The 15,963-nt window shown below is 70.7% G+C and carries 7 protein-coding genes and 2 rRNA genes; 3 read left to right on the top strand and 6 right to left on the bottom strand.

Features of this window, described 5'->3' with window-relative positions; translation table 11 throughout:
* Positions 1–334 precede the first annotated feature (334 nt).
* Together QNH85_RS10620 and rrf are read left to right on the top strand one after the other, a co-directional pair.
* A 23S ribosomal RNA gene (locus QNH85_RS10620) occupies positions 335–3,446 on the top strand.
* Positions 3,447–3,545: 99 nt separating this feature from the next.
* A 5S ribosomal RNA gene (rrf, locus tag QNH85_RS10615) occupies positions 3,546–3,662 on the top strand.
* Positions 3,663–4,003: 341 nt separating this feature from the next.
* Here rrf and QNH85_RS10610 read toward each other — a convergent pair.
* The 6 genes from QNH85_RS10610 to QNH85_RS10585 form a co-directional block, all read right to left on the bottom strand.
* Positions 4,004–4,585, bottom strand: coding sequence for a dihydrofolate reductase family protein (locus QNH85_RS10610; RefSeq protein WP_282946361.1), 582 nt, complete (start codon positions 4,583–4,585; stop codon positions 4,004–4,006).
* 168 nt (positions 4,586–4,753) lie between these two features.
* The gene (glgB, locus tag QNH85_RS10605; protein WP_282946360.1) at positions 4,754–6,937 is read right to left on the bottom strand and encodes a 1,4-alpha-glucan branching protein GlgB; all 2,184 of its coding nucleotides are present in this window, start codon (positions 6,935–6,937) and stop codon (positions 4,754–4,756) included.
* 52 nt (positions 6,938–6,989) lie between these two features.
* Entirely contained in the window at positions 6,990–7,625 is a 636-nt protein-coding gene (locus tag QNH85_RS10600) for an SGNH/GDSL hydrolase family protein (RefSeq protein ID WP_282946358.1), read from the bottom strand.
* Between the two features lie 62 nt (positions 7,626–7,687).
* The gene (locus QNH85_RS10595) at positions 7,688–9,106 is read right to left on the bottom strand and encodes a maltokinase N-terminal cap-like domain-containing protein (protein ID WP_282946356.1); all 1,419 of its coding nucleotides are present in this window, start codon (positions 9,104–9,106) and stop codon (positions 7,688–7,690) included.
* Entirely contained in the window at positions 9,103–10,824 is a 1,722-nt protein-coding gene (gene treS / locus QNH85_RS10590) for a maltose alpha-D-glucosyltransferase (RefSeq protein ID WP_282946474.1), read from the bottom strand. The genes QNH85_RS10595 and treS overlap by 4 nt, the downstream gene beginning before the upstream one ends.
* A 188-nt stretch (positions 10,825–11,012) precedes the next feature.
* On the bottom strand, positions 11,013–13,169 hold the full coding sequence (locus QNH85_RS10585) for an alpha-1,4-glucan--maltose-1-phosphate maltosyltransferase (protein WP_428830395.1): 2,157 nt from the start codon (positions 13,167–13,169) through the stop codon (positions 11,013–11,015).
* Between the two features lie 195 nt (positions 13,170–13,364).
* On the opposite strand from QNH85_RS10585, the gene glgP reads away from it, so the two are divergent.
* The gene (gene glgP, locus QNH85_RS10580; protein WP_282946354.1) at positions 13,365–15,947 is read left to right on the top strand and encodes an alpha-glucan family phosphorylase; all 2,583 of its coding nucleotides are present in this window, start codon (positions 13,365–13,367) and stop codon (positions 15,945–15,947) included.
* The last annotated feature ends 16 nt before the right edge of the window (positions 15,948–15,963 follow it).

Raw genomic sequence — 15,963 nt, 5'->3', positions numbered from 1 at the left:
GGGTGCAGAGGCCAGGCTCGGACCGTATGCGTCCGGGGTGGTGCTCAAGGGTGGAACATCAACTACGGCGGCCGTGGTGGTCAGCACCGCGTCAGTACCTCGCTCCTTGTGGGTGGGTGGAACCTCGCATCGCTGGTCGGATCGGTCGCCTGGCACGCTGTTGGGTCCTGAGGGAACAGCCCGCTTTGGGGGTGTTGCTTCATGACGGGCCCGGTCGGTCGGTCGAACCGTCCGCCACTTCGGTGGTGGGTAGGCGCCGGCAGCTGGTCGGGGATCGTTCGTTGTTTGAGAACTGCACAGTGGACGCGAGCATCTTTTAAAGTAATGTCTTTGTGGTCAAGTTTTTAAGGGCACAGGGTGGATGCCTTGGCACTAGGAGCCGAAGAAGGACGTTGTAGCCTGCGATAAGCCTCGGGGAGTTGGCAAACGAACCGTGATCCGAGGATGTCCGAATGGGGAAACCCCGCACGAGTCATGTCGTGTGACCCGCACCTGAATATATAGGGTGTGTGGGGGGAACGCCGGGAAGTGAAACATCTCAGTACCGGCAGGAAGAGATATTCCGTGAGTAGTGGCGAGCGAAAGCGGATGAGGCCAAACCGTATGCGTGCCAAGCCGGCAGGCGTTGCGTGTACGGGGTTGTGGGACCTTTCAGATGATTCTGCCGAGTCATCAGGGAGTCAGAAAGTCGCGTTATAGTCGAAGGGCATTGAAAGGCCCGGCACAGAGGGTGGTACCCCCGTAGACGAAATGACGTGACCTCCCGAAGGGGATCCCAAGTAGCACGGGGCCCGAGAAATCCCGTGTGAATCTGGCAAGACCACTTGCTAAGCCTAAATACTACCTAGTGACCGATAGCGGACAAGTACCGTGAGGGAAAGGTGAAAAGTACCCCGGGAGGGGAGTGAAATAGTACCTGAAACCGTGTGCCTACAATCCGTCGGAGCCTCCCTAGCAGGGGTGACGGCGTGCCTTTTGAAGAATGAGCCTGCGAGTTAGTGGTACGTGGCGAGGTTAACCCGTGTGGGGAAGCCGTAGCGAAAGCGAGTCCGAATAGGGCGACACAGTCGCGTGCTCTAGACCCGAAGCGAAGTGATCTAGCCATGGGCAGGTTGAAGCGCGGGTAAGACCGCGTGGAGGACCGAACCCACCTGGGTTGAAAACCGGGGGGATGACCTGTGGTTAGGGGTGAAAGGCCAATCAAACTTCGTGATAGCTGGTTCTCCCCGAAATGCATTTAGGTGCAGCGTCACGTGTTTCTTGCCGGAGGTAGAGCTACTGGATAGCCGATGGGCCCCACCAGGTTACTGACGTTAGCCAAACTCCGAATGCCGGTAAGTGAGAGCGTGGCAGTGAGACTGCGGGGGATAAGCTCCGTAGTCGAGAGGGAAACAGCCCAGACCACCAGCTAAGGCCCCTAAGCGTATGCTAAGTGGGAAAGGATGTGGAGTTGCACAGACAACCAGGAGGTTGGCTTAGAAGCAGCCACCCTTGAAAGAGTGCGTAATAGCTCACTGGTCAAGTGATTCCGCGCCGACAATGTAGCGGGGCTCAAGTATACCGCCGAAGCTGTGGCATTCACACTTGCGCTAGGCCTTCGTGGTCCAGGCGTGTGGATGGGTAGGGGAGCGTCGTGTGGCGGGTGAAGCTGCGGGGTAACCCAGTGGTGGACGCCACACGAGTGAGAATGCAGGCATGAGTAGCGAAAGACGGGTGAGAAACCCGTCCGCCGAATGACCAAGGGTTCCAGGGCCAGGCTAATCCGCCCTGGGTAAGTCGGGACCTAAGGCGAGGCCGACAGGCGTAGTCGATGGACAACGGGTTGATATTCCCGTACCGGCGAAGAACCGCCCATACCGAGCCCGGTGATGCTAAGCGCCCGAGCCCGCACACCGTCTCCTTCGGGAGACACCGTGCGGGGGAGCGCGCGACCCGATCCGGTAGTAGGTAAGCGTATTAACAGGAGTGACGCAGGAAGGTAGCCCAGCGTGGCGATGGTAGTCCACGTCCAAGGCCGTAGGGCGAGTGGTAGGCAAATCCGCCACTCATCAAGCCTGAGAACCGATGGTGACAGCGTATGCTGGATGATTGGGTGATCCTATGCTGCCGAGAAAAGCTTCGACGCGAGGTTCTAGCCGCCCGTACCCTAAACCGACTCAGGTGGTCAGGTAGAGAATACCAAGGCGATCGAGAGAATCGTGGTTAAGGAACTCGGCAAAATGCCCCCGTAACTTCGGGAGAAGGGGGGCCTGAAGCGTGTACCGGCTTGCCCGGGAAGCGTGGAGGGCCGCAGAGACCAGGGAGAAGCGACTGTTTACTAAAAACACAGGTCCGTGCGAAGTCGCAAGACGATGTATACGGACTGACGCCTGCCCGGTGCTGGAAGGTTAAGAGGACGGGTCAGCCGCAAGGCGAAGCTCAGAATTTAAGCCCCAGTAAACGGCGGTGGTAACTATAACCATCCTAAGGTAGCGAAATTCCTTGTCGGGTAAGTTCCGACCTGCACGAATGGCGTAACGACTTCTCCGCTGTCTCAACCGCGAACTCGGCGAAATTGCACTACGAGTAAAGATGCTCGTTACGCGCAGCAGGACGGAAAGACCCCGGGACCTTTACTATAGTTTGGTATTGGTGTTCGGTGCGGCTTGTGTAGGATAGGTGGGAGACTGTGAAGCCGGCACGCCAGTGTCGGTGGAGTCAACGTTGAAATACCACTCTGGTCGCTCTGGATATCTAACCTCGGTCCGTGATCCGGATCAGGGACAGTGCCTGATGGGTAGTTTAACTGGGGCGGTTGCCTCCTAAAATGTAACGGAGGCGCTCAAAGGTTCCCTCAGCCTGGTTGGCAATCAGGTGGCGAGTGCAAGTGCACAAGGGAGCTTGACTGTGAGACTGACAGGTCGAGCAGGGACGAAAGTCGGAACTAGTGATCCGGCGGTGGCTTGTGGAAGCGCCGTCGCTCAACGGATAAAAGGTACCCCGGGGATAACAGGCTGATCTTGCCCAAGAGTCCATATCGACGGCATGGTTTGGCACCTCGATGTCGGCTCGTCGCATCCTGGGGCTGGAGTAGGTCCCAAGGGTTGGGCTGTTCGCCCATTAAAGCGGTACGCGAGCTGGGTTTAGAACGTCGTGAGACAGTTCGGTCCCTATCCGCTGCGCGCGCAGGAAACTTGAGAAGGGCTGTCCCTAGTACGAGAGGACCGGGACGGACGAACCTCTGGTGTGCCAGTTGTTCCGCCAGGAGCACGGCTGGTTGGCTACGTTCGGAAGGGATAACCGCTGAAAGCATCTAAGCGGGAAGCCTGCTTCAAGATGAGGTTTCCACGCCCCCTCGAGGGGTGAGAGGCTCCCGGCTAGACCACCGGGTAGATAGGCCGGATGTGGAAGAGGGGACGCAAGACCCTCGCAGCTGACCGGTACTAATAAGCCGACAACTTCACCACAACACTTTTTGTTGCTACGCGTCCACTGTGCGGTTCCCGAACCACGAGCACGCCCCCACCTCGATGTGGGGGTCCCGTGCTTGACATGTTCGACAGAGTTACGGCGGTCATAGCGAAGGGGAAACGCCCGGTCCCATTCCGAACCCGGAAGCTAAGCCCTTCAGCGCCGATGGTACTGCACTCGCCAGGGTGTGGGAGAGTAGGACGCCGCCGGACACCATTCACGAAGAGCCACCCCAATCGGGGTGGCTCTTCGTGTTTCCCGGACATTCCACCGCGCCGGCACCGCTGCGACGACGGCCCCCGTGCTGACCCCCGTCCGGGGGTCGATCCCCGGACGCGCCGAGATGACACAGCGCGCCTGCACCCGACGCCGTGCGCCGTGCGCCGTGCGCATAGGCCACCACCGCCATCTCGGCGCCTGCACGCGTCGTTTCGGTGCCTGCTTCGCATTGTTGCGTGGAGCTGGGTGGCGGGTGCCCGCCGTGACGTTCCGGACACCGGCGACGTTGCCGCGCGGCGGGCGATCGGCTTCAGCGCCGATCGGCGTCGATCGGTCAGCGGCGGACCTGGTAACGCAGGTGGAGCACGCGGTTCCCCTGCAGCGCCACGTCGGGGCCGTCCAGCAGGTGCTGGGCGTCGACCGCGCCGAAGAAGCGCCTGCCCGACCCGAGCACGACGGGCGCCATGTCCATCCGCACCTCGCCGACGAGGCCCGCGGCGAGGACCTGGCCACCGACATCACCCGCGGCGACCTCGACGATGCGGTCGCCCGCCAGCTCCCGCGCCATGGCCACGGCCGCTTCGACGCCGTGCACGAAGTGGAAGGGCGCCGCGGGGTCCCAGCCCTCGGGCGGCGGCCGGTGCGTCACGACGACCACGTGGTCGATCCCGCTCGGCGGCGTCCCGTCCCAGCCGTCCGTGAGGTCGAAGACGCGGCGCCCCGCGATGGTCGCGCCGATCTGGTCCCAGTACGGCCGGGTGTAGTCGTAGGAGGTCTGGGACACCGTCAGGGCGCCGCCCTCGTCCAGCGGGACGTCCCCGTCGGTCAGCCAGTCGAACAGCGGCCCAGGCTCGTCGTGCCGGTCCGCGATGAAGCCGTCCACCGACACCGAGCCGTACATGACGACCTTGCCCACGGGGCTCTCCCTCCGGTCTGCGGCGGCGGTCTCGAGCCGCACGCCCGGGCCACCTCGACGCGCCCGACGGTATCGGGGCCTGTCGCAATCCAGGCCTGTGTGCTGCGGGTACCCGGGGAGCCGCGTCGAAGCCCCGGCCCCACCGGGGCCAGGACCCGCCGGCGTGCGTCAGGCCGGGACGAGGTACAGCACGCCCAGCGGGGGAACGCGCACCGTCGCCGAGAAGGCGCGCCCGTGGTACGGCTCGGGGCGGGCCTGCACCTGACCGAGGTTGCCCACGCCGGACCCGCCGTACTCCGCGGCGTCGGTGTTGACGGCCTCGATCCAGGTACCTCCCTGGGGGAGCGCGAGCCGGTAGTTCTCGTGCGGGACGCCGGAGAAGTTCACGACGACGGCGACGACGTTGCCGCGGTCGTCCCGGCGCAGGTACGCCAGGACGTTCCGGTCGGCGTCGTTCGCGTCGATCCACTCGAACCCCTGGGGGCTGTGGTCCAGCGCCCACATCGCGGGGTGCTCGCGGTAGAACCGGTTGAGGTCGCGGACAGCCGCGTGGACGCCCCGGTGCTCCTCGTGGTCGAGCAGGTACCAGTCGAGCGAGCGGGACTCGGCCCACTCGGTGCCCTGCGCGAACTCCGAGCCCATGAACAGCAGCTGCTTGCCCGGGTGGGACCACTGGTACCCGAGCAGCGCCCGGACGCCGGCGCGCTGCTGCCAGTCGTCGCCGGGCATCTTCCGCAGCAGGGAGCCCTTGCCGTGCACGACCTCGTCGTGGCTGATCGGCAGGACGAACTGCTCGGAGAAGGCGTAGACGAGCGAGAACGTCGCCTCGTGGTGGTGGTAGCGGCGGTTGATCGGCAGCTCCGCGAGGTAGCGGAGCGTGTCGTTCATCCAGCCCATGTTCCACTTCAGGCCGAAGCCGAGCCCGCCGCCGCTGGTCGGCGTGGTGACGCCGGGCCAGGCGGTCGACTCCTCGGCGATCATCATGACGCCCGGGGTCCGCCGGTACGCGGTGGCGTTGGCCTCCTGCAGGAAGGCGATCGCCTCGAGGTTCTCGCGGCCGCCGTGCTGGTTGGGCTGCCACTGCCCGGGCTCGCGCGAGTAGTCCAGGTAGAGCATGGAGGCGACGGCGTCGACCCGCAGGCCGTCGACGTGGAACTCCTCGAGCCAGTAGGTGGCGTTGGCCACCAGGAAGTTCCGGACCTCGTTGCGGCCGAAGTTGAAGACGTAGGTGCCCCAGTCGGGCTGCTCGCCGCGCATCGGGTCCGGGTGCTCGTACAGCGGGGTGCCGTCGAACCGCGCGAGCGCCCACTCGTCCTTCGGGAAGTGCGCGGGGACCCAGTCGAGCAGGACGCCGATGCCCGCGCGGTGCAGGGTGTCGACGAGGTACCGGAAGTCGTCCGGGTGACCGAACCGGGAGGTGGGGGCGTAGTACGACGACACCTGGTAGCCCCAGGACCCGCCGAACGGGTGCTCGGAGACCGGCAGGAACTCGACGTGCGTGAAGCCGAGGTCGAGCACGTACTCGGTGAGCTGCGCCGCGAGCTCGCGGTAGGACAGGCCCTGCCGCCAGGAGCCGAGGTGCACCTCGTAGATGCTCATCGGGCCGGCGTGCGGGTCGTGGGAGCGCCGGCGCTCCAGCCACTCCTCGTCGCCCCAGCCGAAGACGGACTCCACGACGACCGAGGCGGTGGCCGGCGGGACCTCGGTGCCCTTGGCCAGCGGGTCGGCCTTCTGCCGCCAGCCGCCGTCGGCGCCCAGGATCTCGAACTTGTACCGGGCACCGGCGGTGACACCGGGCACGAAGATCTCCCAGACGCCCGAGTCGCCGAGCGACCGCATCGCGTGGGTGCTGCCCTGCCAGTGGTTGAAGTCACCGATGACGCGCACCGCGCGCGCGTTCGGCGCCCACACGGCGAACGCGGTGCCCTCGACCTCGCCGAGCGCGCCGGGGTAGCGGTGGGTGTTCGCCCCGAGGACGGTCCAGAGCTCCTCGTGCCGTCCCTCGCGGATGAGGTGCCGGTCGAGCTCCTGGACGGTCGGAAGGTACCGGTAGGGGTCGTCGACGCGGGTCGTCTCGCTGCCGTACGTCACGTCGATGCGGTAGTCCACGACCTCGTCGTGGGGGAGCAGCGCGGCCCAGACGCCGTCCTGCTCGTGCGCGGCGGGCGTGCTGCCCTCCGCGGTCACGACGACGACCGCGTCGGCCAGCGGGCGCAGGGTCCGCACGACGACGCCGCTCGGCGTGACGTGCGGACCGAGCACGGAGTGCGGGTCGTGGTGCGTCCCGGACGCGACGGCGCGCAGCGTCTCGGGGTCGACGGTCACGGGCGACGTCTCTGCCGGGCGGTTCATGTCCCTACCCAACCACCACCGCGACGTTCCCGCAGCCAGAGGGCGTGCGGCGTCAGTCCGCCAGGTCGGCGCCCGACGCGGTGGCCCACCAGAGGTCGGCCAGGGCCCGGTGCCCCTCCGGGGTGGGGTGCACGCCGTCCGCGGCGAGGGCCGCGGCACCCCGCGTCGCGGCGAGCGTCGTCAGGTGCGTGGCGGCGGGGACGAGCGTCGCGTCGAACGCGGCCGCGAGCCGGTGCACCGCGGCGACCCGGTCACCGAGGTCCTCGTCCCACCAGCGCTCCTGCTGAGCGGTGACGGGCAGGACGAACGGCTCGACCAGCACGAGATGACGCACCCCCGCGGCCCGCGCACTCTCCAGCAGCCCCCGGTAGCCGGCCTCGAACTCCGTCACCGGCGTCGGCGACCCGGAGTCGTACCGGCGCCACGTGTCGTTGACGCCGATGAGGACCGACAGCACGTCCGGGCGCTCCGCGAGGACGTCGGCGTCCCACCGGCGGGCGAGGTCGGCGAGCCGGTCGCCGCCGACGCCGCGGTTGGTCACCCGCGCCCCGGCCCGCGGCCCGGCGGCGAGCAGCCCGACGTAGCCGTCACCGAGCCCGGCGGGGTCGCTGCGGCGGCCGCAGTCGGTGACGGAGTCCCCGGCGAGCAGGACGTGGGCGTGGGGCAGCTCGGCGCGCAGGTCGGTCACGCGCGGCAGTCTCCCACCCCGGGGCCGGTGCGGCACGGGGCGGTACCGGCCGGGTGGGCGCGTCAGCCGATGAGCCGCTGCACCGCGCGCAGCGGGATGGCGAGCCACGTCGGGCGGTTCCGCGCCTCGTAGACCGCCTCGTACAGCGCCTTGTCCAGCTCGAGCACGCGGAGCAGGTGCGCGCGGGTCGCGGGGTCGAGGTCCCCGGTCTCGCCCGAGTACCCCGCGAGGAACGCGGTGCGGGCGACCTCCGTCCAGGCACCAGGCGCGCCCCCGACCGCGGCGGCGTAGTCGAACGAGCGCAGCATGCCGGCCGCGTCCCGCAGGGCGAGGTCGGGGCGGGTGCGCTGCGCGACGGGGACGAGCGGCTCGCCCTCGAAGTCCAGCACGTACCAGGTGCCGTCGCCGCGGAGCACCTGGCCGAGGTGCAGGTCGCCGTGCACGCGCTGCCGGGGCGGGACGTCGGCGAGCAGGCGGGTGCGCTCCGCGAGGGCCGCGACGGCCTCGGCGTGCTGATCGAGCTCCGGGACGGCGTCGACGGCCCAGGCGAACCGCGCGGCCAGCCCGTCGGCGACAGCGCCGGCGGCGGGGGACAGGCCGGGGTCCGGCTCGGCGGCGTGCCTGCCGGGCGACCCGGACGGGCCCGACGTCCCGGACGAGCCGTCGGACGCGGGCGGCTCGCCCGCCGCGGTCGCGTCGTCGGTGGGCAGGGCCTCGGACAGCGCGCGGTGCATCTGGCCCACGACGGCCCCGAGCTCCTGCGCCAGGTCGGCGAACGACTCGCCGCGCCGCGCCAGCTCGCACGCCAGCTCGAACCCGTCGGTGGCGCCCGGCACGAAGGCGCTGAGCACGCCGAGGTGCCCGTGCGCCGTCCCGTCGCCGTCGGGCCACTGCGCGCCGAGCCACGCCAGCGGCCGCGGGACGTGCGTCCAGCCGACCTCGGCGAGGGCGCGCGGCACGTCGACGTCCGGGTTGTCCCCGTCGGACAGGCCGCGGAACACCTTGAGCATCGCCGTGCTGCCGTCGGGGCCGGCGCCGGGGAGGATCACGGACGTGTTGGACTGCTCCCCGGGAAGCACCTTCGGGGTCCCGAGCCCCGACGCGGGCGCGGCCTGGGCGCCCTCGGGGCGGTCGGCCTCGGCGAGCCAGGCTCGCTCGAACTCGGGCCGGCCGGCGCCGTCCAGCACCGCGGTGCCGTCGGGCAGGCGGCCGACCAGCGCCGGGTCGTCGGCGTGGACGTCGGCGCCGCTCAGCACGAGCGGCACCTGCAGCACCGCGCCGGTGCCCGCCCCCTCGGCGCGCAGGAGCAGCAGGCGGACCTCCGCCGCGCCGTCGGGGTCCGCCAGCGTGAGCCCCCCGATGGCGCTGATCCGCGCCTCGGTGCCCTTCACCGGGAACCAGCGTCGCCCGGGCAGCCACGGCCCGAGCAGCGCGGCGAGGGTGTCGTCGCGCTCCTCGTGGGCCACCTGTCGATCGGTCACGCCTCGGTCACCGCCAGCCAGTAGAAGTCGCGGGAGCCGAGCGTCATCGACACGGTCCCGTCCGCCCCGACGGTGGGGAAGGCGCCCCCGCCGAACACGTCCCGCAGCCCCGCCCCCGCCAGCGACGCGGGCAGCCGCAGCGTGCTGGCCCGCGCGGTCGACGCGAGGTTCGCCACGACCAGCAGGGTCTCCGTCGGCGTCCGCCGCAGGAACGACAGCACCGCCTCGTTGTCGCCCGGCACGACCTCGAACGATCCGAGCCCGAGCGCCGGGTGGTGCCGCCGCACGGCGAGCATGCCCCGCACCCAGTGCAGCAGCGACGTCGTCTGGGCGAGCTGCGCCTCGACGTTGACGTTGTTGTAGTGGTGCACGAGCGACTGGATGACCGGCAGGTACAGCTTGCCGGGGTCCGCGGTGGAGAAGCCGGCGTTCCGGTCCGGCGTCCACTGCATGGGCGTGCGCACCGCGTCCCGGTCGGGGAGCCAGATGTTGTCGCCCATGCCGATCTCGTCGCCGTAGTACAGGCACGGGCTGCCCGGCAGGGACAGGAGCAGGGCGTGCGCGAGCTCGACCTCCTTGCGGGAGTCGTCGAGCAGCGGCGCGAGCCGGCGCCGGATGCCGATGTTCGCGCGCATCCGGGAGTCCGGCGCGTACCACCCGTACATGGACGCGCGCTCCTCGGTCGACACCATCTCGAGCGTCAGCTCGTCGTGGTTGCGCAGGAACGTGCTCCACTGCCCGCCGCCGGGGATGCTCGGGGTGTCGGCGAGGATGTCGACGATCGGCGTGGCCCGCTGGTCGCGCAGGGAGTAGAAGATGCGCGGCATCACCGGGAAGTGGAAGCACATGTGGCACTCGGGCTCGTCCTCGGTGCCGAAGTAGTCGACGACGTCCTCGGGCCACTGGTTCGCCTCGGCGAGCATGATCCGGCCCGGGAACTCCCGGTCGATCATGGCGCGCAGGTCCCGCAGGAACCGGTGCGTCTCGGGGAGGTTCTCGCAGTTGGTGCCGTCGCGCTCGTAGAGGTACGGGACGGCGTCCAGCCGGAAGCCGTCGACCCCCAGCCGCAGCCAGAACCGCGCGACGTCGTGCATCGCCTCGACCACCCGCGGGTTGTCGAAGTTCAGGTCCGGCTGGTGGCTGAAGAACCGGTGCCAGAAGTACTGCCGCCGCACCGGATCGAACGTCCAGTTGGACGTCTCGGTGTCGACGAAGATGATGCGGGCGTCCTGGTACTTGGTCGGCTCGTCCGCCCAGACGTAGAAGTCGCCGTAGGGGCCGTCCGGGTCGGACCGCGAGGCCTGGAACCACGGGTGCTGGTCCGACGAGTGGTTCATCACCAGGTCGACGATGACGCGCATGCCCCGCTCGTGCGCCGCGGCCACGAGCGCGGTGAAGTCCTCCAGCGAGCCGTACTGCGGGGCGACCGCGGTGTAGTCGGACACGTCGTACCCGCCGTCGCGCAGCGGCGAGGGGTAGAACGGCGGCAGCCACAGGCAGTCGATGCCGAGCCACTGCAGGTAGTCCAGGCGGGCGGTCAGCCCGCGCAGGTCGCCGCTGCCGGTGCCGTCCGAGTCGGAGAACGACCGGATCATCACCTCGTAGAACACGGCGGTGCGGTACCACTCGGGGTCCGCGCGCAGACCGCCCGAGTCCGCCTGCGGCACGGGCGGCTGGCGGCGCTCCGGCAGCGCGGTCACCGCGATCTGCCCGGTCATCGGGCCCGTGCCGTGCGGGCCGGTGGCGTGCACCGCGGGTGCGGCGCCGACGGTCGCGTGCGCGGCGGGCGCGTGGGTCCCGGGCGCGTGGGCCGCCCCCGGCACGTGCGCACCCGTGGACGTCCCCGTGGTGGGCAGGGAACCGCCGGCGGACGCCGACGGCAGGGCGCCCGTCGTCCCGTCGTGGCTCATCCGCGCTCCACCTGCACCACGTGCGCCACCCGGCTGTACGGGTCGAGGCGCACCCAGGGCCGGCCGTCCCAGGCGTAGACCTCCTGGGACAGCACGTCGTGGGCCACGAACCGGGCGCCCGGCTCCAGCCCCAGGGCCTCGAGGTCGAGCTCCACGACGCCGTCGTGCGCCCCTCGCGGGTCGATGTTGACGACCACGACGACCGTGTCCGCGACCCCCGTCGGCGACAGGTGCGCCGGCAGGTGCCGCGAGAACGCGACGAGCGCCGGGTCGGTGGTCGGGTGCACGGTGAGGTTGCGGAGCTGGCGCAGCGCAGGGTGCGCGCGGCGGATCTCGTTCAGCGACCGCAGCAGCCGCGCGATGCCCAGCGGCTCGCCGGCCGCCCAGTCCCGGGGCTTGAACTCGTACTTCTCGTTGTCGATCTGCTCCTCGACGCCCGGGCGCGGGACGTCCTCGACCAGCTCGTAGCCGGAGTAGATGCCCCACGTCGGTGCGCCGAGCGCCGCGAGGACGGCGCGGATCGCGAAGCCCGCGGTGCCGCCCGTCTGCATGTAGGGCGTGAGGATGTCGTGGGTCGTCGGCCAGAAGCTCGGCCGCATCCAGGACCCGCGCTCGTCGGAGACCTCCGCGAGGTACTCCTCGAGCTCCTCCTTGGTGTTCCGCCAGGTGAAGTACGTGTACGACTGGTGGAACCCCACCCGCGCGAGGTTGAGCATCATGGCCGGGCGCGTGAACGCCTCGGACAGGAACACGACCTCCGGGTGGCTGCTGCGGACGTCCGCGAGGATCCGCTCCCAGAACGACAGCGGCTTGGTGTGCGGGTTGTCGACGCGGAACGCGGTGACGCCGTGGTCGATCCACACCTGGAGCACCCGGCGGATCTCGGCGTAGATGCCCTCGGGGTCGTTGTCGAAGTTCAGGGGGTAGATGTCCTGGTACTTCTTCGGCGGGTTCTCGGCGTAGGCGATCGTGCCGTCCAGCCGCGTGGTGAACCACTCCGGGTGCTCCGCGACCCACGGGTGGTCGGGGGAGCACTGCAGCGCGAGGTCGAGCGCCACCTCCAGCCCGTTCTCCCGGGCGCGCGCCACGAACGCGTCGAAGTCCTCGAAGGTGCCGAGCGCCGGGTCGATGGCGTCGTGCCCGCCGTCCGGCGAGCCGATCGCGTACGGGGAGCCCGGGTCGCCGGGGCGGGCGTCGAGGGTGTTGTTGCGGCCCTTGCGGTGCGTGGTGCCGATCGGGTGGATCGGCGTCAAGTACACGACGTCGAACCCGAGGCCCGCGATGCGCGGCAGGTCCTCGGCGGCCGTGCGCAGGGTGCCGGTGCTCCAGGTGCCCGTGGCGTCGTCGTACGTCGCGCCGATGGACCGCGGGAAGATCTCGTACCAGGCGCCGGTGAGCGCGAGCGGACGGTCGACCACCAGCGGGTACACCGGCGACGGGCTGACCATGTCGCGGACTGGGTGCGCGGCCAGGACCTCGCGGACCTCGGCGGCGAGGCCCGCGGCCAGGCGGACCTCGGCGGGCCGGTCGGCGTCCCGCAGCGCGGTCACGGCGTCGCGCAGCACCTGCTGCAGCTCCGCGGGGATCGCGGCGCCCGCGTCGTCGGCGCTGCGGTCCGCGGCGCGCTCCAGCAGCCGCGCGCCCTCCTCCAGGACCAGGTCGACGTCGACGCCGGCGCCGACCTTGAGCGGGGCGTCGTGCAGCCACGTGCCGTACGGGTCGGACCAGCCCTCGACGCGGAACCCCCAGGAGCCGGGCTCGTCGGGCACCAGGCGCGCCTCGTAGCGGTCCAGGCCCGGGGCGATGTCCACCATCGTGGCGCGGGACCGGTCGCGGCCGTCGGGGCCCACCAGGACGGCCGTGGCGGCGCAGGCGTCGTGCCCCTCGCGGAACACCGTGGCGCGGATCGGCACGGCCTCGCCGACCGTCGCCTTCGCGGGCCAGCGGCCGGCCTCGGCGACGGGGGAGACGTCGACGACGGGGATCCGGCCGATCGGGGCCCGCCCGGGCGCCGCCGCGGGCGTCGCCACGGCGGAGGCCGGTGCGGTCGTCGCCCGGCTCCGTCGGGTGGGCGACGGGGCCGCGGGCGCCGGCGCCTCCGGGGCCGGAGGGACGGAGGCGCTGGTGGTCCCGGTGGGCGACTCGGCGGCCACGGCGGGGGCCGTCGGGCGCGTGCGGGCGCGGCGCGGAGCGGGCTGGCGCGGCGAGGGGGTCGACGTCACGGTCCGAACCTATCCACTGGTGCCGGGGACCGGCATCCGGACGAGGCGCGCGCCGGCGGCCGGCGCGTACCCGGTGGGACGGAAGTGCTGTCGTGACGCCCCTGGTCGTGCGTACTCTCGGGCGGTGTGAGAGCCATCCGCCGATTCACCGTCCGCACCTCGCTGCCTGCTGAGCTCGCCGACCTGGACGAGCTCGCCCACAACCTCCGGTGGTCGTGGCACGCACCGACCCGCGACCTGTTCGCCCACATCGACCCGGAGCTGTGGGACGAGGTCGGCGGGGACCCGGTCGCCCTGCTCGGCGCGCTGCGTCCCGAGCGGCTGGCCGAGTTGGCCGCCGACCCCGACGTGGTCGCGGGCGTGCGCGCCGCCACCGCCGACCTGCACGAGTACCTCCAGGCGCCGCGCTGGTACCAGCGGCGCCAGGCCTCCGACCCGACGCTGCCGTCCGCCATCGCCTACTTCTCCCCGGAGTTCGGCATCACCGCGGTGCTCCCGCAGTACTCCGGGGGCCTCGGCATCCTGGCCGGTGACCACCTCAAGAGCGCGTCCGACCTGGGCGTGCCGATCGTCGGCGTCGGCCTGCTGTACGGCTCGGGCTACTTCAAGCAGTCGCTCACCCGGGACGGCTGGCAGGTCGAGACCTACCCGGTGCTGGACCCGGACGGCCTGCCCCTGACCCTGGTGCGCGAGCACGACGGCACCCCGGCGGTCGTGCGGATCGCCCTGCCCGGTGACCGCACGCTGCACGCGCACATCTGGACCGCCACGGTCGGGCGCGTGCCGCTGCTGCTGCTGGACTCCGACGTGCCCGAGAACGACGACGCGGCCCGCAAGGTCACCGACCGGCTGTACGGCGGCGGTGGCGAGCACCGGCTGCAGCAGGAGCTGCTGCTCGGCGTCGGCGGCGTGCGCGCCCTGCGCGTGTGGTCGCGGCTGACCGGCGCGCCGGAGCCGGAGGTCTACCACACCAACGAGGGGCACGCCGGGTTCCTCGGGGTGGAGCGGATCCGCGAGCTCGTCACCGGGGCCGACCTCGGGTTCGACGAGGCGCTGGAGGCCGTCCGCGCCGCGACGGTGTTCACGACGCACACGCCCGTCCCGGCCGGGATCGACCGGTTCGAGGCGCAGCTGGTGCAGCAGTACTTCGGCGGCGCCAACGCGACGGAGGGCGTGCCGGTCGAGCGGGTGCTCGCCCTCGGTGCGGAGGACTACCCCGGCGGCGACCCGCTGATGTTCAACATGGCGGTCATGGGCCTGCGGCTGGGCGGGCGCGCGAACGGCGTCTCCCTGCTGCACGGCGAGGTGTCCCGCGACATGTTCAGCGGGCTGTGGCCGGGCTTCGACGACGTCGAGGTGCCCATCACCTCGGTCACCAACGGCGTGCACGCGCCCACCTGGGTGGACCGCCGGCTGGTGGACCTCGCGGCGGAGCGGCTGGGCGGGGAGGAGATCGCCAGCGGCCTCGGCTGGCTCCGCACGGACGCGATCACCGACGACGAGCTGTGGGCGATGCGCCGGACGCTGCGCGCGCAGCTGGTCGCGGACGCCCGGCGCCGGGTGCGCTGGTCGTGGTCCCGCCGGGGCGCGAGCCCGGCGGAGCTCGGCTGGGTGGACGACGTGCTGTCGCCGGACGTGCTCACCATCGGCTTCGCCCGCCGGGTGCCGACGTACAAGCGGCTCACGCTCATGCTGCGGGACCCGGAGCGGCTGACGGCCCTGCTCACGCACCCCGAGCGCCCGGTGCAGCTGGTCATCGCCGGCAAGTCCCACCCCGCCGACGAGCAGGGCAAGCGGCTGATCCAGCAGCTCGTCCGGTTCGCCGACGACGCCGGCGTGCGTCACCGCATCGTGTTCCTGCCGAACTACGACATCGCCATGGCGCAGACCCTGTACCCGGGCTGCGACGTCTGGCTGAACAACCCGCTGCGGCCGCTCGAGGCCTGCGGCACGTCGGGCATGAAGGCGGCGCTCAACGGCGGGCTGAACCTGTCGATCCTCGACGGGTGGTGGGACGAGTGGTTCGACGGCGAGAACGGCTGGGCGATCCCGACGGCCGACGGCGTCGAGGACCCGGACCGCCGCGACGACCTCGAGGCCGCCGCGCTGTACGACCTCATCGAGCACCAGGTCGCCCCGCGGTTCTACGACCGGGACGAGCGGGGGCTGCCGCTGCGGTGGCTGGAGATGGTCCGGCACACGCTGGCCACGCTCGGCCCGAAGGTCCAGGCCACGCGGATGGTCGCGGACTACGTGGAGCGGCTGTACGCGCCCGCCGCGGTCGCGGGCCGCACGCTCGGGGGCGGCGACGGGTTCACCGGCGCGCGGGAGCTCGCGGCGTGGAAGGGCCGGGTCCGCTCGGGCTGGCAGCACGTCCGGGTGGACCACGTCGAGTCCGGCGGCGTCGGCGAGGTGCCGCAGGTCGGCGACGCCCTGCACGTCAAGGCGTACGTGACCCTGGGCGACCTCGCGCCGGACGACGTGGAGGTGCAGGTCGTGCACGGCACGGTGACCGAGGCGGACGAGCTGCACGGGTACGCGGTCGACCCGCTGGCGCTGGCCGAGACCTACGAGGCCGGCCGGTACGCGTTCGCCGGGGACGTGCTGCTCGACTCGTCCGGCCCGTTCGGGTACAGCGTGCGCGTCGTGCCGCGGCACGAGGGCCTGGCGTCGGTCGCCGAGGTCGGTCTGGTCGCGAACGCCGGCTGACCCGGGTGCCGGTGAG

Origin of the sequence: Cellulomonas endometrii (genome assembly GCF_949769265.1) — a bacterium.
GTDB lineage: Bacteria > Actinomycetota > Actinomycetes > Actinomycetales > Cellulomonadaceae > Cellulomonas > Cellulomonas endometrii.
Note: the sequence above shows the minus strand (reverse complement) of the source record. Positions and strands in the feature narration are given on the sequence as shown.

Bases quoted from the DNA above. Each gene is read 5' to 3' on its own strand.
- treS (WP_282946474.1), bottom strand. From the start codon at position 10,824: ATGACCGGGCAGATCGCGGTGACCGCGCTGCCGGAGCGCCGCCAGCCG.
- glgB (WP_282946360.1), bottom strand. From the start codon at position 6,937: ATGAACCGCCCGGCAGAGACGTCGCCCGTGACCGTCGACCCCGAGACG.